General features: G+C 72.6%; 16 protein-coding genes. 6 read left to right on the top strand and 10 right to left on the bottom strand.

Annotation, left to right across the window (positions count from 1 at the left end; all coding sequences use genetic code 11):
* A partial coding sequence (locus tag ACPXCB_RS25275) for a M23 family metallopeptidase (protein WP_425878045.1) occupies window positions 1–1146 on the bottom strand: 1146 nt, incomplete at its 3' end.
* A gap of 291 nt (window positions 1147–1437) precedes the next feature.
* On the opposite strand from ACPXCB_RS25275, the gene ACPXCB_RS25270 reads away from it, so the two are divergent.
* Window positions 1438–2460, top strand: a complete 1023-nt coding sequence (locus ACPXCB_RS25270; RefSeq protein ID WP_425878044.1) for a carboxypeptidase regulatory-like domain-containing protein — start codon at window positions 1438–1440, stop codon at window positions 2458–2460.
* A 94-nt stretch (window positions 2461–2554) separates the two neighbouring features.
* Window positions 2555–3709: a hypothetical protein gene (locus ACPXCB_RS25265; protein ID WP_425878043.1), complete on the top strand. Its 1155-nt coding sequence runs from the start codon at window positions 2555–2557 to the stop codon at window positions 3707–3709.
* A 119-nt stretch (window positions 3710–3828) separates the two neighbouring features.
* On the opposite strand, the gene ACPXCB_RS25260 is transcribed toward ACPXCB_RS25265, so the two are convergent.
* From ACPXCB_RS25260 to ACPXCB_RS25230, 7 genes are all read right to left on the bottom strand, one after another.
* Window positions 3829–5055, bottom strand: a complete 1227-nt coding sequence (locus ACPXCB_RS25260; protein WP_425878042.1) for a MalY/PatB family protein — start codon at window positions 5053–5055, stop codon at window positions 3829–3831.
* A 66-nt stretch (window positions 5056–5121) separates the two neighbouring features.
* Complete coding sequence (locus ACPXCB_RS25255) at window positions 5122–6102, bottom strand: DUF2804 domain-containing protein (RefSeq protein WP_425878040.1); 981 nt, start codon at window positions 6100–6102, stop codon at window positions 5122–5124.
* Between the two features lie 91 nt (window positions 6103–6193).
* Complete coding sequence (locus ACPXCB_RS25250; protein WP_425878038.1) at window positions 6194–6958, bottom strand: HD domain-containing protein; 765 nt, start codon at window positions 6956–6958, stop codon at window positions 6194–6196.
* 7 nt (window positions 6959–6965) lie between these two features.
* Window positions 6966–7934 (bottom strand): GlxA family transcriptional regulator, encoded by a 969-nt coding sequence (locus ACPXCB_RS25245; protein ID WP_425878037.1) that lies wholly within the window; start codon window positions 7932–7934, stop codon window positions 6966–6968.
* Window positions 7935–8100: 166 nt separating this feature from the next.
* Window positions 8101–9105 (bottom strand): MerR family transcriptional regulator, encoded by a 1005-nt coding sequence (locus tag ACPXCB_RS25240; RefSeq protein WP_425878035.1) that lies wholly within the window; start codon window positions 9103–9105, stop codon window positions 8101–8103.
* Between the two features lie 6 nt (window positions 9106–9111).
* Window positions 9112–9774: a HEAT repeat domain-containing protein gene (locus tag ACPXCB_RS25235; RefSeq protein ID WP_425878130.1), complete on the bottom strand. Its 663-nt coding sequence runs from the start codon at window positions 9772–9774 to the stop codon at window positions 9112–9114.
* A gap of 230 nt (window positions 9775–10004) precedes the next feature.
* Entirely contained in the window at window positions 10005–10601 is a 597-nt protein-coding gene (locus ACPXCB_RS25230; protein ID WP_425878033.1) for a TetR/AcrR family transcriptional regulator, read from the bottom strand.
* Window positions 10602–10712: 111 nt separating this feature from the next.
* On the opposite strand from ACPXCB_RS25230, the gene ACPXCB_RS25225 reads away from it, so the two are divergent.
* Window positions 10713–11180: a MarR family winged helix-turn-helix transcriptional regulator gene (locus ACPXCB_RS25225; RefSeq protein ID WP_357580931.1), complete on the top strand. Its 468-nt coding sequence runs from the start codon at window positions 10713–10715 to the stop codon at window positions 11178–11180.
* Window positions 11177–12817: an MDR family MFS transporter gene (locus ACPXCB_RS25220; RefSeq protein ID WP_425878032.1), complete on the top strand. Its 1641-nt coding sequence runs from the start codon at window positions 11177–11179 to the stop codon at window positions 12815–12817. Before ACPXCB_RS25225 ends, ACPXCB_RS25220 begins: the two co-directional genes overlap by 4 nt.
* Window positions 12818–13009: 192 nt before the next feature.
* Here ACPXCB_RS25220 and ACPXCB_RS25215 read toward each other — a convergent pair whose 3' ends face one another.
* Together ACPXCB_RS25215 and ACPXCB_RS25210 are read right to left on the bottom strand one after the other, a co-directional pair.
* Window positions 13010–13876: a hypothetical protein gene (locus ACPXCB_RS25215; RefSeq protein ID WP_425878030.1), complete on the bottom strand. Its 867-nt coding sequence runs from the start codon at window positions 13874–13876 to the stop codon at window positions 13010–13012.
* Between the two features lie 407 nt (window positions 13877–14283).
* Complete coding sequence (locus tag ACPXCB_RS25210) at window positions 14284–15378, bottom strand: cellulose binding domain-containing protein (RefSeq protein WP_425878028.1); 1095 nt, start codon at window positions 15376–15378, stop codon at window positions 14284–14286.
* 269 nt (window positions 15379–15647) lie between these two features.
* Here ACPXCB_RS25210 and ACPXCB_RS25205 point away from each other — a divergent pair, with 269 nt between their 5' ends.
* Both ACPXCB_RS25205 and ACPXCB_RS25200 read left to right on the top strand, forming a co-directional pair.
* Window positions 15648–16883, top strand: coding sequence for a S8 family peptidase (locus ACPXCB_RS25205; RefSeq protein ID WP_425878026.1), 1236 nt, complete (start codon window positions 15648–15650; stop codon window positions 16881–16883).
* A gap of 288 nt (window positions 16884–17171) precedes the next feature.
* Window positions 17172–18614: a cellulase family glycosylhydrolase gene (locus tag ACPXCB_RS25200; protein WP_425878024.1), complete on the top strand. Its 1443-nt coding sequence runs from the start codon at window positions 17172–17174 to the stop codon at window positions 18612–18614.
* Window positions 18615–18657 lie beyond the last annotated feature (43 nt).

The following is an 18657-nucleotide window of genomic DNA, read 5'->3' as shown; positions in this document are numbered from 1 at the left end:
GCCCTGTGCGCCGGAGACGCCGGTCCACAGGTTGCGCCAGCCCGCGTTGCTGGCCGCCTCGAAGATCCGGCCGCCGTTGAGGGTGTAGACGATCTTCGTGGTGCCCGCCGCGATCGCCGCCACCGCCGAGCCCGGAATGCCGGTGCTGATGTTGCGCCAGCCGTTCGCGCTGCTCGCCTCGTGTACCAAGCCGCCGACGATGCTGTAGACGTACTTGATCCCGTCGATCTCGATCGCCGCGATCGAGGCGGAGCTCACCCCACTGATGCCCGTGCTGATGTTGCGCCAGCCGTTGCCGCTGCTCGCCTCGTGCACCGCACCACCGACCACGCTGTAGACCAGCTTCACCCCCTTCCAGTTCAACGCGGCCAGCGCGGTGCCCTGTGCGCCGGAGACGCCGGTCCACAGGTTGCGCCAGCCCGCGTTGCTGGCCGCCTCGAAGATCCGGCCGCCGTCGAGGGTGTAGACGATCTTCGTGGTGCTCACCCCGATCGTGGCCACCGCCGAGCCGGTGACCGCGCCGGCGCTGCCGGAGATCGGTAGGGCCTGCCAGCCGTTGAAGCTGGGGGCCTCGAACACCTGACGCGACTGCTGGCCCGGATTCTGCGCGATGTAGACCAGCGGGCTGATTCTGGTGCCCGAGGGGTCGATCATGTGCCAGTGCAGGTGCGGGCCGGTCGAACTGCCGGAGCCGGGCGCGCCGGCGGCACCGCCGGAGCGGCCCACCACCGTGCCCGCGCCGACGCTGGCGCCGTCGGCGAGCGAGAACTGCGACAGGTGCATGTACTGGCTGCGGTAGCCGTCGCCGTGGTGGATCGTGACGGTGTGTCCACCCGTACCGTTGTAGGGGATGTTCTGGATGGTGCCGGCGCCGCAGGCGGGAAGTGCCGTGCCCACGCCCATGCCGTAGTCGATGCCGCCGAGCGAACCGCGGCGGAGGTGGCCCTCCCAGGTGTCGGTGACTGGGTACGCGCCGAACGGGTTGTAGATCGTCGGTGCGGCGTGCGCGGCTCCGGGAATGAGCACCCCGCCCACGGTCATGGCGCCCGCGCCCAACGCCGCGGCGCGCAGGACGCCACGGCGGCTGATGCCGGGTACGCCGTCGTCGCCGCCCCCGCAGCAACCGGATCCGTCATGCTGATTCATGGAACTCCCTCTGTGATCACGGGTGCCCACCTCCACGGCCGCGGGGGTCCGATGGCGCGGGGTGACGGTGCTGGCCGGCCGGGTCGCTCCCCGCACCGGACGATCGGCAGGTGCCGGTCGAGCCGGGCAGATCCTCGTGGACCGCGCGACTCGGAGCCGTCGGCCGATCGATCATAGTCAGTGTCATCGCGCAGGTTGACAGCGTGGCGGTCACCGATCCGACAGCCCGGCCCACGAGTGGCCGCTACGGTGGCGGGTGCCGGCCGTCACCGCAGCCCACCGGAGCCCTCGATGACCGATCCTCAGCTCAGGCGACGCATCCGGGCGGCCGTCGGCGTGGCCGCCGCGCTCCTCCTGCTGCCCGTCGCTTCCGCTCCCGCCAGCGCCGCGGCGGCCACCGGCAGCGTGACGACGACGGTCCAGGACGCCGGCACCGGTGCGCCGGCCCGCGCCTGCGTGAGCCTCGTACCGCTGGACCGCGAACGACTCGCCAGGGTGTCCATCGGCGAGAGCCAACTCGGCAGTGTCGGTGGCTGCACCGACGGCCGGGGCGGGATCGAGGTGAGCGGGGTGGAACCGGGACGCTACCGGCTCTTCGCCCAGCCCTACGAGGCTGAACGGTACGGGCGCCAATGGGTCGGCGGGAAGGGCGGCACCGGCGAGCGCCACCGGGCGTGGGTGGTCACTGTCGGCGCCGGTGCCACGACCGCCGCCCCACCGGTCCGACTCGATCCGCCCGGCCGGATCTCGGGCGTGATCTCCGACGCGGCGAGCGGGCGTCCGGTCCCGGGTGTCCACGTCGCCGTGGTGCCGTTCGTGCCGCACCCGAAGTACAGCCCCGACACGCCGATCACCGACGACACCGGCCGCTACAGCGTCACCGGGCTCGGGCCGTACGACTGGCCCCTGCGGTTCTCCGGCACGGGGATCGCGACCCAGTGGTCCGGTGGTGTCGGCAACGTCCTGCTGGCCCGGACGGTCCGGGTGCGCCCCGGCGGCACCGCCACGCTTCACCAGGCACTCCGGTCTTCGATCACCGTGGGCGGGTCGATCCGCACCGACGAGCTGGCGACCTACAGCACGGTCGTCGCCTTCGACGCCCTCACCGGGGACGTCGTCGGCGCGGTGGACGTCGGCACGTCGTACGGACTTCCGATGCTCCCCGGGCAACTGGTCAAGCTGCGGTGCGACTGCTCCTACGGGCCCGGCCGCTGGTACCCGGCCGGCGACAGGTTCACCGACGGCAACCTCGTGTGGGTGGGGCGGGCGCCGGTCGTCGCCGACTTCGACCTGACCACCGGCACCGGCGGTTGACGCTCGGCACCGCCCGCCGGTCGACGGATCGAGGCCGTGCCCGCGTTTGCCGGAGGCGCCACCGGCACCCTGCCGTCAGGTGTTTGCTGTCCACATGAGCTTCCCGTCCCACCGGCAGCGCCACCGTCGCTCCTCTCGACGCCTGGTGGCGCGCCTGGACGCGGAGCACTACATGATGCTGATGCTGATCGGGTTCGGCGGGGCGGTCCTCGGCACCCGCGCGTTCCTGGCGCTGACCGGCTATCCGCAGGTCGGCGGCGGTACGTTGCACATCTCGCACGCCCTGTGGGGTGGCCTGTCGTTGTTCGTCGCCTCGCTCGTCCCGCTGCTCGTCGTCAACCGGGCCGCGCTGCTCGGGGCGGCGCTGCTGGCCGGGATCGGCACCGGACTCTTCATCGACGAGGTCGGCAAGTTCATCACCGCCGACAACGACTACTTCTTCCCGGCCGCCGCGCCCATCGCCTACGCGGCCTTCCTCATCGCCGTGTGGCTCTACGTGCGCGCCCGGAGCACGCGGGTCGAGGGCACGCGGGCGCAACTGCACGCCGCGCTGGAACTGCTCGGCGAGGCCGTCGACGGGAGACTCGGCGAACGGGACCGGTCGCAGCTGCGGCGACGACTCGGCGCCGCCGCCGCGAGTCCGGACGACGACCGGTTGCAGCCGCTGGCCGCGGCGCTGCTGGAGCTGACGGAGCCCGGTGTGCTGCCGCCGTACGAGCACCGATCGGGACGGATCTCCCGGATCGCGGTCGCCGTGCGGGCGTGGGTGGCGCGGTCGTTGACCCGGGGTCGGCTGCGCGTCGGGCTGGTCCTGGCGCTGGGGCTACTCGGCTTCGCCACGCTCAGCGACCTCACCACGATCGTCGCCGTCGCTCTGGACCTGCGCGACGGAACCACCGAGGGTGTGCTCACCACCGCCAACGAGTTCGCCCGCGTCGACATCCAGGACCGCCGCGGGGTGCTGCTTCTGCTCGTCCGGGCGCTGCTGGACGCCGGCGTGGGAACCGCGCTCATCGTGGCCGCCGGGCTGCTGCTGCACGGGGTGGCTCGCCGCGCCGTGGAGATCGCCAGGGCCGGCCTGGTCACCTCACTGAGCGTGGTGAACCTGCTGGTGTTCTACCTCGACCAGTTCGCCGCCGCCGTCAGCGCGCTCGGGCAGTTGGCGGTCCTGCTCGCGGTGCAGCGCTACCAGCGGCTGTTCGACGAGCCGGCCGACGTCGACCGCTCCGGCGGCCCTGACGGCGACTGAACGCCTCGGGTTGTCGGGCCAGCCCACGACCCGTGCGCGAATCGCGAACGCCGCGCCGGACGCGATGTCGCCCGGGCCCGTGCTGATGTCGCCCCGGCCCATGCCGATGGCGGGCGTCCTCAACGGACGGCGTCGCCCATGCGGGTGACGGCCTCGGTGAGGATCGCCGGCGAGGTGGCGAAGTTGAGCCGTACGAAGCCCACCCCGCCGGTGCCGAAGACGTGCCCGGAGCTGAGGGCGACCCGCGCGTGGTCGAGGAACATCTTCGCCGGCCCGGCGACGTCGCTGACCACGCCGGTGTCGTCGGCCGGCTGCTCCGTGTCGACGCCCAGAGCCGTGCAGTCCAGCCAGGCGAGGTAGGTGCCCTCGGGCCGGTGGTACGGGACGGACGGGAGGTGCTTCGCCAGCAGCGTCGCGAGCAGCGCGCGGTTGGCGTCGAGGCCGTCGAGGAGGAGGTCGAGCCACGGCCCGCCCTCGCGGAACGCGACGGTGTGCGCGATGACGCCGAGGTGGCTGGGCCCGTGGCTGACCTCTTCCGGCATGCGGCGGAGGTCGGCCACGGCCTGCGGTCCGGCGACCGCGAGCGCCGCCTTGAGACCCGCCAGGTTCCAGGCCTTCGACGCGGAGACCAGGGCGAACGCGTTCTCGGCGCCGGCGACCGTGAGGTACGGGGTGAAGTGCGCCCCCGGCAGCACCAGGGGAGCGTGGATCTCGTCGGAGATCACCCGTACGCCGTGCCGGTCGGCCAGCGCCGCGACGGTCTCGAGCTCGTCGCGCCGGTGGACGACGCCGGTCGGGTTGTGCGGATTGCACAGCAGGAAGGCCGGCCGGCGGCCGTGGGCCCGCGCGTGGCGGAAGGCCTCGTCGAGGGCGGCGGGGTCCATGCGCCGGTCGGGCCCGAGCGGGGCTTCGACCACCCGCCGGTCGGCGTGGGTGACGAAGGCGTAGAAGGGCGGGTAGACGGGGGAGCAGACCACGACCGCGTCGCCGGGGTCGGTGACGAGCCGGAGCACCTCGACGACGCCCATCATCACGTCGGGTACGACCGAGGTGTGTGCGACGCGGAAGTCCTGCCAGCCCCAACGCCGTGCGGCGAAGTCGCCGATCGCCTCCGCGTACGCCGTTCCGTAGGAGTAGCCGGTGTCGCCGAGGTCGACCGCGCGGCGGAGCGCGTCGGCCACGGGGGGAGCGAGGGGCACGTCCATCTCCGCGACCCAGAGCGGGAGCACGTCGGGCGGGAACATGCGCCACTTCACGCTGGTGCGCTGCCGGAGTGCGTCGAGCGTGAGCAGGGTGAGCGGATTCCGGGCCGCCGAGCCGTCGGCGGAGGGGCCAGGGCTTGCCATACCGCCCACCCTAGGGCCAGGCGCCGCCCCCGTCCCGCCCGGCGCCCACGTCCGGCCCCGGCGCCGCTACCAGCGGTTGCGTGCCTCCTCGGCCCAGCCGACCAGCCCGTCCAGGTCGACGCGCTCGCCGTCGTCGGCCGCCGCCCAGCCGGTGAAGTGCCCGAAGCACTGGTGCGTCTCGTTGGCGAGCACACCGAAGTTCGTCCTGGCGATCTTCTCGTGGAAGGGGTGGAACTCCACGGCCACCCGCGCACCGCTGATCCGCCACGGTCGCGACCAGTCGGCGCGGTCGTACTCCCAGCGCAGCTCGTCGCCGATCTTGTGCAGCCGGCCGTCGAGGAAGAGGCCGTTCTCGGTCGAGCCGGTGCCGTCGGTCCAGCGACCGCCGAGCTGGATCGCCCGACCCGGGCCGCTGCCGGCGGCCCAGTTCCAGCGGATCGCGTACGGCCACCTGCCGCGACCGTGGTCGAGCACGGCGAAGGAGTCCGCCTCGGCGATCGGATGGGCCACCCCGTCGACCCGCAGGGTGCCGCGCACCGGCCGGCCGAGGTCCTTGACGGTGTACTGGAACCGGCGGGTGCTCCAGGGCACCACCACGCCGAGCGACTCGTGACCCGCCGGCAGCGACGCCACGAGGTCGATCTCCAGACCGGGGGCGGTGGCGCGGATGGTGGTGCCCGACGCCTCCTGGTCGATGTCGATCGAGATCCCGCCGCCGCGCGCCCGAACGGTGCCCGCCCCGCTGACCGGCGGGAAGAGGGCGCCCCGGGCGAAGGCGACCACCGCGTTCCTGTCGATCTCGGCCTTCGTCGCGCGGTCGAGCACGTAGAGGCTGTGCACCCCCGCGTAGTCCAGCGACGAGGCGACCAGGCCGACGATGTGGGTCGGCGTGACGACCCCCCAGTACTCCCAGCGCTTGTTGCGGCCCCAGCCGCGCAGGTTCGCCCGGTGCAGCGGGCGGCGGCTCCAGCCCACGGCGGCGCGATTGAGCCGCCCACCCGCGAGGCACAGGTCGACCGGCTCGGTGATCTCGTTCTCGTGGGTCACGACGGGGAGGGTAACCGGCCCGCCGCCTCTGCTGCCGGGATCAGCACGGCGGAGGTCGTGTCGCCGAGGAAGGCCCTGGTGCTGGGCCGGGTCAGTCGCCCCAGGCGTTGGAGTCCAGGAGCATGTCCCAGGTCAGGTAGGGCAGTTCGGGGTGGCGCTGGTGCAGGATCTCGCCGGGAAGGGTGGCGGCCGGGGCCTTGCGGGGATTGGCGACTGCCTGCGCCACGATCGCGTCGGTGACGGCCCGGGCCCCGCCGAGGCGGGGATGACGTCGGTGGACGCGGTCGGCGTACTCGGGTGGCACCGGGCTGTTGATGCCCATGAGGTCGATGCTGATTCCCGTCTGGGCGATGCCGATCTCCGGCGGTCGGCGACGCTGGAAGACGGGTGAATCGCGGAAGCTGCGCGTGGTGTGCATGGCGATCGCGTCCCACACCGTGTCGACCCGGCGGTCGGTGACACCCCGCTCCTCGAGGAACCGGGCGGCGAAGTCGGCGCCGTCCATCTCGAACCGCTGGTCGGAGTTGGCGCGTGCGGTCAGGCCCATGTCGTGCAGGGCGCAGATCAGGAACACGACCTCCTCGTCGTAGTCGCGGCCGGGCCGCCGACCGGCCTGCGCGGCGGCCTCGCGGGCGAACAGGAAGCTACGCAGGCTGTGGTTGCGCAGGTAGGCCTCCTGCGCCTCGCCGATCAGTCGGGCCGCCTCCTGGGCCAGCCGGGTCGACGGGAAGGACAGGTCGGCGTCCGGCGCGGTGTGGGAGGCGGCCGGGGCGGCGGGCACCAGCCCGGTGAGCATGCCGGCGCCGGCGGCCAGGCCGGTGCCGAGGGCGGTTCGCCGTGAGAAGGAAGGCGTCACGGGTACCTCATCTTTCGGGTGTCGGGTGCGTGGACCGGAAACGTTGGCGGTACTCGGCCGGGGTGATGCCAGTGCCGCGCAGGAACGCGCGGCGCATGCTGTCGTCCGAGCCGAAGCCGCAGGCGCGGGCGATGCGAGCCACCCCGTCGTGGGTGGCTTCGAGCAGGGTCTTCGCGGCCTCGACCCGGACCTGCTCGACGTACCGGGTGGCGGTCGTCCCGACCGTCCGGCGGAACAGGCGGGTGAGGTGCCGTTCGCTGACCGACGCGTGCGCCGCCATCGTGGCGAGCGTGTGCGGGGCCGCCGGGTCGGCGGCGACGGCGTCCAGGACCCGCCGCAGCGCGCTGCCGGGGGCGGCCGTGGTGTTGCCGCGGACGGTGAACTGGGACTGCCCGCCGGGGCGGTGCAGGAAGACCACGAGGTACTTGGCGGTGGTACGGGCGCGCTCCGGCCCGTGGTCGTCCTCGACCAGCGTCAACGTCAGGTCGATGCCCGCGGTCACGCCGGCCGAGGTGAACAGCGGCCCGTCCCGCACGTAGAGGGCGTCGGGCCGGACGCGGACCGCGGGGAACCGCGACGCGAGGTCGGCGCAGGCCGCCCAGTGCGTGGTGGCCCGGCGGCCGTCCAGCAGGCGCGCCGCCGCGAGCAGGAACGCGCCGGTGCAGATGGCCGCCGTACGGCGGGCGAGCCCGCTGACGCGGGGGAGTTCGGCGACGAGCGCCGGTGGGGGCTGCGCCGTGGCGAGGGAGAGGCCGGGCACCAGCAGCGTGTCGAACCGGTGCCGCACCTGGTGCAGGGCCAACTCGACGTCGAGGGGCACGCCCACGTCCGTGCGTACCGGGCGGCCGTCCACCGAGGCCAGCCGGACCCGGTAGCCGCCGCAGCCGTGCAACACCTGAACGGGCCCCGCCACGTCGAGCAGCACGACGCCGTCGTGCACCACCACGACCACCTCGCGGACCCGGGCGATCTCCACACGAGCAGTCTGGTCATCCTCTGTGGAGGGCCACAAGGACGGCCAGGCCGCAGATCCGGACATGGCGGAGCCGTCCCCCGGTCAGGGCGCCATTCGCGGCTCGCGACGCGGCAGCACCGGAGCGGGGGGAAACGCGGCGGGCAACCTTCCGCTCAGGGGGTAACCGTCACCGCGCGTCGCGCAGCCCGAGGACGTACGCCGCAGTGAGCGCGACGGCACGGTCCTCGTCATGCGACAGCTCCGCGAGGGCACGTGACGTCGTGATCCCCGGGACGTCCGCGAGCGCCTGCGTCAGCCGCCGACGTGCGGACGATCCGACCGCTGCGTGGGCGAGGCGGTCGACGAGCCCGGTGGCGATCTGGTCGGCTGCCGCGGGATCGGTCGCCAGCACGCCCAGCGCGTCGGCGGCATCGGCGTCGTTGGTCTCCTCGACGATCATGTCGATGAGCGTCGGGACCGCGGCGGCTGCACCACGCGCCCCGAGCGCCAGAGCGGCACACCTGCGGACGACGAGGTCCGGGTGCGTGAGGGTGTCCCGCAGCAGCGCCGTCGCCGCACCGCTCGGAATCTCGGCGACGGACCGGACGGCATGTTCGCGCACCTCGGCCATCGGTGAGCCGAGGCCCTCCGCCAGCAGTGCCAGGCCCTCGTCGCCCGACCGCGCCAGCGCCCACCGAAGGGCACCGGCGACGTTCGGGTCCGTCTCGCTCAACGCTGCCTCGACCAGTGCTTCCACCGGCACCGGAACCTCTTCGGCCGAGGACAGGGCCGCGCGTTGGCGCTTGCCGGCGCTCTCCGATCCCAGCGCCTGCAGGAGCGCGACGATCCGGAGGACGCCGTCCCAGCCGGCGGGTTCCGTGGCGTCGACCTGACGGAGTCGGGTGAGCAGCTCCGTCTCCGCCGCGATGCGTTCCCGCGTCCGGCGGATGAGATCGGCGACGAGCCCCGAGGGTGTGAAGCCGGGATCGTCCAGCGCGCGCCCGACCTCGCGCAGCGACAGCCCCAACGACCGCAGGCTCTCGATGTGGAGGATCCGCCGGATGTCCTCGCCCGAGTACTCCCGATAGCCGGCCCGGGTACGGCCCGTCGGCCGCACCAGGCCGAGCGAGTCGTAGTGCCTGAGCATGCGGGCGCTGACGCCGGAGCGCCGTGCCACCTCACCGATCAACAACGCCCGTCACCCCTCCTGGCCGGTCGTGCCGAGGGCTGCGATGCGCTTCGCCTCCTCGACCGCGAACTCGAATCCGGCATCCGGGTCGCGCGACAGCCGTTCCGTGGCGCTCGCGTGCTGCCGGACGCGGGGGTCGGGATCCGTCGTCGCGGCGCGCAGGATCGGCGTGACCACCTCGCCGAGCGCGATCAGCGCGCGGCTGAGGCTCAACCGTGTCGCGCGCTCGCCGCGCCCGAGCTGCGTCGCCAACACCGCGGCGAGCCCGGGTTCCTCACCTTCGGGTACGAGTGCCACCGCTGCGCGCCAGGCGCTCCGCGCCACCTCGTCGTCGGCGTCGGTCAGCAGCGCCCGGGTGATCGCCGGCCACGCCTGCCGATCCCCGATCTTGGACAGCGTGTGCAACGCCTGGCTTCGGGCCTGCGCACGCTCCGAGCGGAGTTCGTCGACGAGCTTCGGAACCGTCATCGACGACGGGTGGCGCGTGAGTGCCCAGGTGAGCATCTCGCGTACGTGGAACTCGGCTTCGATCGCGCATCGCTCGACGAGCCTGTCGACGAACCGCGGGTCCGGCGTCGTGCCGACCGCCAGCGCTGCCCGCAGCCGCGCCGACGGGTTGCCGTCCTCCAGCCGCCGGAGAACCCGCATCGTGCCCGTGTCTCGTTCCGGCATGGTCATCGGAACCACCTCCTCGGCCGCAGTGAAGAGCTTGTCACTGTGACAAGGTCAAGCGGAGCCACGCCGCGACCGGCCAGGCGGACGACCCCCTTCACGCTGCCGCAGGTTCGGACGGGGCCGGGCCGAGGCACGCCTCCTACTGCCGGGCGTCAGCCAACCGGCGGCGGGGCGGACGGCGACGTGGGGCGGGGCGTGACCGGCGGGGTCGGCGTGACCGGAGGGCCTTACGTGACGGCCGGGGCGGCGGTGGTCTCGGCGAGCGCGGTGCGGAGGACGTCGTGCAGTGGCCCGTCGGGGTGGTCGATCCAGTGCTGGATGGCGACGCGCAGGGAGGCCAGGAAGGTCGCCGCCACGACCCGGGACCGCAGCGCCCGGTCGGGGCCGGTCAACCGCTGGGCGACGTCGTCGGCGAGATCGCGCTCGATGGCGGTGTAGGCCGCGATCTGGTGCGCGACCAGGCCCGGGTGCCCGCGTAGCTGACGGCGGTGCAGCAGCCAGGAGGGCGGGGCGTTGCCGTACGCCTCGACGGCGAGGCGTTCGGCGGCCGCGCTCAGCACGGCCCACGGCGGCGCGTCGGCCGGCTGCCGGCGGACCAGTTCCAGCAGCCGGCGCAGCCGTACGGCGTCGCCGTGGAAGACCGCCTCCTCCTTGCTGGAGAAGTAGTTGGAGAACGTCCGGCGGGAGACGTTCGCGGCGTCGGCGATGGCCTCCACGGTGACCCGGTCGAGCCCGTGTTCGGTGGCGAGGCGCAGGGCTGCCTCGTGCAGGGCGAGGCGGGTGGCCGCCTTCTTGCGCTCCCGCAGCCCGGTGGTCTCCGCCATGGGCGACAGCCTACGGGGCGGTGACTCAGTTCTCACCGCGCAAACTTGCACTGTGAGCAAGATCGGCAGATGCTTGCGTGCGGCAACCATCTGCGACAAGGGGAGGGCGGCGTGGAAACTGCCGGCCGCGAGCTCGGTGCGAGGCTGTCCGAGCTGATCCGGAGCGTACGGCTGATCAAACGGCACCGGGCCGACGTCCGGCCGACCGTGCCGGTCGGCCTCGCCGGCCTCCTCATGCAGATCGAGAAGCTGCCCGCCGACTGCCACGCCCGGGAGTTGGCGGCCCGCAGCGGGCTCGACCCGTCGACCGTCAGCCGCGCCGTCGCCTCGCTCGTCAGCCACGGCCTGGTCGAGCGGCGCGCCGACCCCGCCGACAAGCGGGCCAGCCTGCTGACCGTCACCCCGGCCGGGCGGGCCGCCCTGACCGACACCTACGACTGGTACGGCCGGATCCTCGACACCGCGCTCGCCGACTGGACCCCCGCGGAGGTGGCGGCGTTCGCCACCGCGCTCGGCCGGTTCACCCGCGACATCGAGACCGTCCTCGGACACCACGACAACCTGGAGGCCGCGCGATGAGCGCACCCACCACCACGGCCGGCGACGCGCCGATGACACACCGGCAGACGCTGGAGGCCCTCAGCGGCCTGCTGCTGGTGCTGTTCGTCGCGATGCTCAGCAGCACCGTCGTCTCGACGGCGCTGCCGAACATCATCGGCGCGTTGAACGGGTCGCAGACCCAGTACACCTGGGTGGTCACCGCCACCCTGCTCACCGCGACGGCGACCACCCCGATCTGGGGCAAGCTCGCCGACCTGTTCAACAAGAAGCTCCTGGTCCAGGTCGCCATCGTCGTCTTCCTGGTCGGCTCCGTGATCGCCGGCTTCGCCCAGACGGCCGGCCAGCTCATCGCCGCCCGCGCGTTCCAGGGCATCGGCGTCGGCGGCCTCCAGGCCCTCGTCCAGGTCGCCATCGCCGCGATGATCCCGCCCCGGGAGCGCGGCCGGTACAACGGCTACCTCGGTGGCGTCATGGCGGTGGCGACGGTCGGTGGCCCGCTGCTGGGCGGGCTCATCGTCGACACGTCCTGGCTCGGCTGGCGCTGGTGCTTCTTCGTCGGGGTCCCCGTCGCCGCCATCGCGCTGGTCCTCCTCCAGTTCACCCTGCGCCTGCCGACGGTCCGCCGCGAGAACGTCAAGATCGACTACCTGGGCGCGGCCCTGATCGCCGCCGGCGTCAGCGTGCTGCTCATCTGGATCTCCTTCGTCGACGACGCGTTCGCCTGGGCCTCCTGGCAGACCGCCGCCATGGTGGGCGGTGCGGTCGCGCTGCTCGCCCTGGCCGTCTGGGTGGAGTCGCGGGTGGACGAGCCGGTCGTCCCGCTCGATCTCGTCCGCCAGCGGACCACCGCCCTGGCCATCCTGGGCAGCCTGGCGGTCGGCATGGCGATGTTCGGCGGCGCCGTCTTCCTCGGCCAGTACTTCCAGATCGGCCGCGGCTACAGCCCGACCGAGGCCGGGCTGCTCACCATCCCGATGATGGCCGGCGTCCTCGGATCGTCGATCATCGCCGGCCGGCTGATCACGAAGACCGGGAAGATCAAGCCGTACATCGTGTTCGGCGCGATCGTGCTCGTCATCGGGTTCGCCCTGCTCGGCACCATCGACCACGAGACCTCGCTGGTGCTGGTCGGCGCGGCCATGTTCATCGTCGGCGTCGGGGTCGGCATGACGATGCAGAACCTCGTCCTCGCCGTGCAGAACACCGTCTCGCTCCGGGACATCGGCGCGGCCAGCTCGACCGTCGCGTTCTTCCGCTCGCTCGGCGGCACGATCGGCGTGTCGGTGCTCGGCGCGGTCCTCGCCCGGCGGGTGACCGACCAGATCACCACCGACCTCTCCGCCGCCGGTATCCCCGCCTCCGGCAGCGCGGGAGCGGGCAGCCTGAACCTCGACGCCATGCCCGGCGCGGTCCAGCAGATCGTCCGCGCGGCGTACGGGGACGCCACCGGCCACATCTTCCTCATCTCCGCCGCGATCGCCGTCGTCGGCATCATCGCCGCGGTCCTGTTGAAGCCGGTCGGCCTGCGCAGCAGCCTGGACCTGCCCGATCCCGCCAGGTCGACGGCCGTGGCCGCCGACGCCGTCGACGGTGCTCCGGCCTTCGACCAGGTCGCGGTGGACGCCGCCGGTCGGGAGGCGCCGGCGCGCCGCTGACGCGGAGCCCACGACGGCGGGGCCGCCACCATCCTCGGATGGTGGCGGCCCCGCCGTCGTCGGGCACCCGAAGGGCCGGTGCCATCGCCCCGATCCCGCCGGTCACGGTCGCCGCCCGCACGGGTGGCCCTGCGGAGAGACGACGGTGGGGAGGGACGGTGATCCGTCCCTCCCCACCGCCGACCGTGCCGCTCAGGACAGGAACTTGTCCAGGGCGGCCTCGATGCTGCCGGAGTCCGGCGCCGCGTGCGACTTCATGGTGGTCTTGTTGTACGAGATGAAGCTCGGGCAGCGCGCCGCCGGGGCGCTGATGGTGCCGCCGTCGCCGATCTTCTCGCCGGTCTTCGCGGCGTAGAAGGTCAGGGTGTAGCGCGACGAGATGTAGTCGATGGTGACCTGCTTGCCGGCGCTGTCCTTGTACTGGCACTTCTTCGGCGCGCCCTCGCTGCCCTCGACGAACTTGAGGCAGCCGACCACGGACACCGTCTGGAAGTCGGCGCTCTTGGCGTAGTACGGCTTGTTCGAGGCGACCGACTTCGACGACCAGAAGTTCGGCCGGTCGGGGTTGTTCGAGAACGTGTACGCCTTGGCGCCGGACGGGCCGTTGTAGGTGGCCGCGTTCAGGATCTGGCCGCCGTCGCAGACGTTGGACAGGTCGCTGGAGTAGCGGGCGGTGACCGCGTTGTTGCTCGGCTCCTGCGTCTCCTGCTGCCCGGGGGTGGGGGAGGCGTCCGTGCCCGGCGTGCTGCTGGTGCTGGCGTCGGGGCTGGGACCACCGGTCGCGACGATGGTCGGCTCGTCGTCGTCACCGTTGACGAGGACGAGGCCGATGCCGGCGCCGCAGATGGCGAGCACGAGGACCACCGCGCCGGCGACCAGTCCGATGACCAGGCCCTTGTTCGACTTCTTCGGCGGCGGGAAGGGAGCGCCGAACTGCGGCGCCTGCGCTGGCTGCCCGTAACCCGGGTACCCGCCCTGCTGCGGCGCCGGCGGGCCGCTCCAGGGGGTGACGTTCGGGTCCGGCTGCTGCCCTCCGTACGGAGGGTAACTGTCGCTCATGTGAAGCCCTTATCGCTGTCGACGTGTGCCCAGGCACGGGATCAGGGATCAGGGTAGTGAGCGCCGCAAACCGTGACGATGGGCGGCTGAATTCGATAGAGGCACAGTTCGGTACCGACGGCGTCACGCGTGACTCTGCGTACGAGTTACGGCTCAGTATGTGGCGAGATGCCCATGCATCCGGGCGTCGCGGACCGCGTGGATCCGGGCCGCCGGAAGGGAATTCCGTTGTGCGGCCCCCGCTGCGGCCCGCTGGGCGGGCCCGGGTCGGCAGTGTGACCAGGATCACTCAGGTGTGGGCCGAGACGTAGCCGACATTCGGCTAGGAAGGCCGCGGCTGCCGGCCCGGACGCCTGTTCGGGCGTCCGGGCCGACCGCGCCGGTGCGGCGTGCGGGTGTGGCGGATGTCAGGCGGGCGCGCAGGTCACCGTTGTCGTGGCGGCGTCCCCGGTGGTGCTGCCGAGAAAGCCGAAGGTGGCCTGCGCGCCGGGGGCGAGGGCGCCGTTCCAGTCGACGTGGCGGGCGGTGACCTCGGCCCCGGTCTGTGTCAGCCGGGTGTTCCAGGACTGGCTGATCCGCTGGCCGTCGGTGAACGCGAAGCGGACGGTCCATCCGGAGATCGGCGCGGCGCCGGAGTTGCGTACCGTCACCTCGCCCTGGAAGCCGCCCTGCCACTGGCCCACCACCCGATAGCTCGCGGCGCAGCCGCCGGCCGGACCGGTGGGCGTCGGCGTCGGGCTGGCGGTCGGCGTCGGGCTGGCGGTGGGCGTCGGAGTGACGCCGCCCAGCGCCGCGGCCAGGGCCGGGTACCAGCGGTCGGCCATCTTCTGGTCGCCGGCCGCGTTCGGGTGCACGCCGTCGTAGGTGTCGGTGGCCGTGCTGAACCCGGTCCACTGGTCGACCACCACCACCGGCGAGGCGGGGGTGCCGGTCGCCGCCGCCCAGCCGTCGATCGCGCCGTTGAGGGCCGTCACCCGCTGGCCGCACTCCGGGCACGTGGGCGGCGCCATGGGGATGATCTTCGCGACGAGGACTCTCATCGCCGGGTTGCTGGCCCGCATCTGGTCCACCAGCCTGCCGTACGCGGCGAGGATCGTGGCGGGCGGGATGTTGCTCCACACGTCGTTCGTGCCGAAGTGCATCAGGACGATGTCGGGCCGGGTGGCGGCGAGCCAGCCCGGCAGCAGGTTCTGGTTGGCCACGTTGGTCACCAGGTAGCCGCCGTGCCCCTCGTTGTCGCCGTCGTGGGGCTGGCCGCAGCCCTGCGGGCCGAGCGTCCCGACGAAGTCGACGTCGGTGTGGCCGGTGGCCTGGAGGCGGTTCCAGAGCACGGAGCGCCAGCAGCCGGGGGACCCGGTGATCGAGTCGCCCAGCGGCATCACCCGTACGGGCGCGGCGACCGCCGGCAGCGCGGGGGAGGGGGCGGTGAGCCCGGCGGCGAGGGTGAGGGGGATCGCCGCCAGCGCGGCGAGCAGGGCGTGGAGCAGGGGCCTTCGGAGCATGGTGGAGGAACTCCTGTCACAGGTCGAGGTGCGGTGTGTGACGGCCCGGTTCTCCCCCGACAGTCAACCAGCAAAGTTGACGTATCTCAATGGAATCCCGTTTCACGCAAGGCATTCACGACCAATGCTTCTCAACATCTTCCTCATATCGTGAACATCAACAAAATTTACGATCATGAATGTGGAGGCTAAGGTTTGCTCATCGTCCAGACCGCCTGTCGGGTGTGCCACGAGCCACCCGGGGGCCACCACAGTAGGAGGACCGGGAGATGTCACTCCCTCGCACTCATCGGCGGACCCTCGCCGCTGCGGCCAGCGTGTTCGCCAGCGCCGCCATGGTCACCACCATGATCGGCGCGCCGGCGGCGGCCTCGGCCACCGGCGAGATCCTCAGCGCCGGTGGCGCGACCGCCGTGGCCGACAGCTACATCGTGGTACTCAAGGACACCAGCGTCGGCGGTCGCGCCGGCACCCGGCAGGGCGCGGTGAAGAGCACGGCGGGCTCCCTCGCCGCCCGCTTCGGCGGCAGCGTCGGGCACGTCTACGGTGACGCGCTCAACGGCTTCGAGGCGAAGCTCTCCGAGCGGGCCGCCAAGCGCCTCGCCGCGCACCCCGACGTCGCCTACGTCGAGCAGAACCACACCGTGACGATGACGGCCACCCAGAACAACCCGCCGTGGGGCCTGGACCGCATCGACCAGCGGAACCTCCCGCTGAGCCGCACCTACACCTGGAACAGCAGCGGCACCGGCGTGACGGCGTACATCATCGACACCGGCATCCGGACCACCCACGTCGACTTCGCCGGTCAGGCCGTCGACGGCTACGACGCGATCGACAACGCGCTGCCGGCCGCCGACTGCAACGGCCACGGCACCCACGTCGCGGGCACCGTCGGCGGCAACACCTACGGCGTGGCGAAGGACGTCCGGCTGGTGGCCGTCCGCGTGCTGAACTGCCAGGGCAGCGGCACCTGGGCGCAGGTCATCGCCGGCATCAACTGGGTGACCTCGAACCACCAGGCGGGCCAGCCGGCGGTGGCGAACATGAGCCTCGGCGGTTCGACCAACGCCTCCCTGAACACCGCCGTGGCGAACTCGATCGCCGACGGCATCACCTACGCCGTGGCCTCCGGCAACTCGAACGCCAACGCCTGCAACTTCTCGCCGGCCTCCGTCCCGACGGCGCTGACCGTCAACGCCTCGCAGAGCAACGACGCCCGCGCCTCGTTCTCCAACTACGGCACCTGCACCGACCTGTTCGCCCCCGGCGTGGGCGTGCTGTCGGCCTGGTCCACCAGCGACACCGCCACCTCGTCCATCAGCGGCACGTCGATGGCCTCGCCGCACGTCGCGGGGGCGGCCGCCCGGGTGCTCAGCGTCAACCCGAGCTGGACGCCCGCCCAGGTCCACTCGTACATCGTCAGCCAGGCCACCCCGAACGTGATCACCAGCCCCGGCACCGGTTCGCCGAACCGCCTGCTCTACCTGGCTCCCACCTTCTGACCGACACCGTCGGCACACCGGCCCCGGGGCGTCCGCGCCCCGGGGCCGGCGCGCGTGCGGAAGAGGTCGACGGGTGTCCATGTTGCGGGGAGCCCGGGGCGCGCCTAAGCTGCCGTCAGTGGGAGCGCTCCCGGGCCCGTGGGCGGGGATCTGACGCGAGGCTCCCGGCCCGACGACCCGCCTGCGGGCCGTCGGCGTACGAACTGCCGTACCCGTCCGGGCGGACGTGGCGTCCCGCCGCCCTGCGCTGCCGGCACCCCACCACCGATCGGAAGTGAAGGCACCCGCATGAAGCTCCTACCGCGCCCGTCCCGGCGCACCCTGGTCATGGCCGGCGCGGTCGGCGCGCTGACCGTCGCGGCGTCGGCCGCCGTCCCGGTCGCCAGCGCCCAGGCCGCCACCGGCTGCGCCGTCACCTACACCACCAGCAGCTGGTCCGGTGGCTTCACCGCCAACATCACGATCAAGAACCTGGGCGACGCGGTCGACGGCTGGACGCTCGGCTTCGCCTTCCCCGACGCCGGCCAACGGGTCGGCCAGGGCTGGTCGGCGACCTGGAGCCAGGCCGGCGCCGCCGTCACCGCGCGCAGCGTGAGCTGGAACGGCGCGCTGGCGACCGGGGCGTCGACCAGCGTCGGGTTCAACGGCACGTGGAGCGCCGCCAACCCCGCGCCGACGGCGTTCACCCTCAACGGCACCGCCTGCACGGGCGCGACCACGCCGACCACCCCGCCGGCCCCCACGACCCCGCCACCGACCACCCCGCCGCCCACGACCCCGCCGCCGGGCGGTCAGACGCCGGTCGCGATCAACGGCCAGCTGCGGGTGTGCGGGGCCAACCTGTGCAACCAGTACGGCCGGCCGATCCAGTTGCGCGGCATGAGCACCCACGGCATCCAGTGGTTCGCCCGCTGCTACAACGACGCCTCCCTCGACGCGCTGGCCGACGACTGGCGGGCCGACCTGCTGCGCATCGCCATGTACGTCCAGGAGGACGGCTACGAGACCGACCCGGCCGGCTTCACCAACCGGGTCAACGCCCTGGTCGACGAGGCCGAGCAGCGCGGCATGTACGCGCTTGTCGACTTCCACACCCTGACGCCGGGCGACCCGATGCACAACCTCGCCCGGGCCAAGACCTTCTTCGCCGCCGTCTCCGCCCGCAACGCCGCCAAGAAGAACGTCATCTACGAGATCGCCAACGAGCCCAACGGCGTGAGCTGGGCGACCATCAAGAGCTACGCCGAGCAGGTCATCCCGGTGATCCGCGCCAACGACCCGGACGCGGTGGTCGTGGTCGGCACCCGCGGCTGGTCCTCGCTGGGCGTCTCCGACGGCTCCAACGCCAACGAGGTCATCAACAACCCGGTGAACGCGACCAACGTGATGTACACGTTCCACTTCTACGCCGCGTCCCACCGGGACAACTACCGGGCCGAGGTGGAGCGGGCCGCCGCCCGGTTGCCGCTGTTCGTCACCGAGTTCGGCACGGTGGACTACACCGGTGACGGTGGGGTCGACGCGGCCAGCAGCAACGCCTGGCTCGACCTGCTGGACCGCCTCAAGATCAGCTACGCGAACTGGACGTACTCGGACAAGGCCGAGGGCAGCGCCGCGCTGCGGCCGGGCACCTGTGCCGGGAGCACCTACACCGGCCCGGGCGTGCTCACCGAGTCGGGCGCCCTGATCCGGGACCGCATCCGTACGCCGGACAACTTCCCCACCGCCTGATCCCGTATTCGCGCGAGGCCCCGCCGCACCCGGCGGGGCCTCG

The organism is Micromonospora sp. DT62 (assembly GCF_049847285.1).
GTDB classification, from domain to species: Bacteria; Actinomycetota; Actinomycetes; order Mycobacteriales; family Micromonosporaceae; genus Micromonospora; species Micromonospora reichwaldensis.
This window is presented reverse-complemented; position numbering and strand designations above follow the sequence as displayed.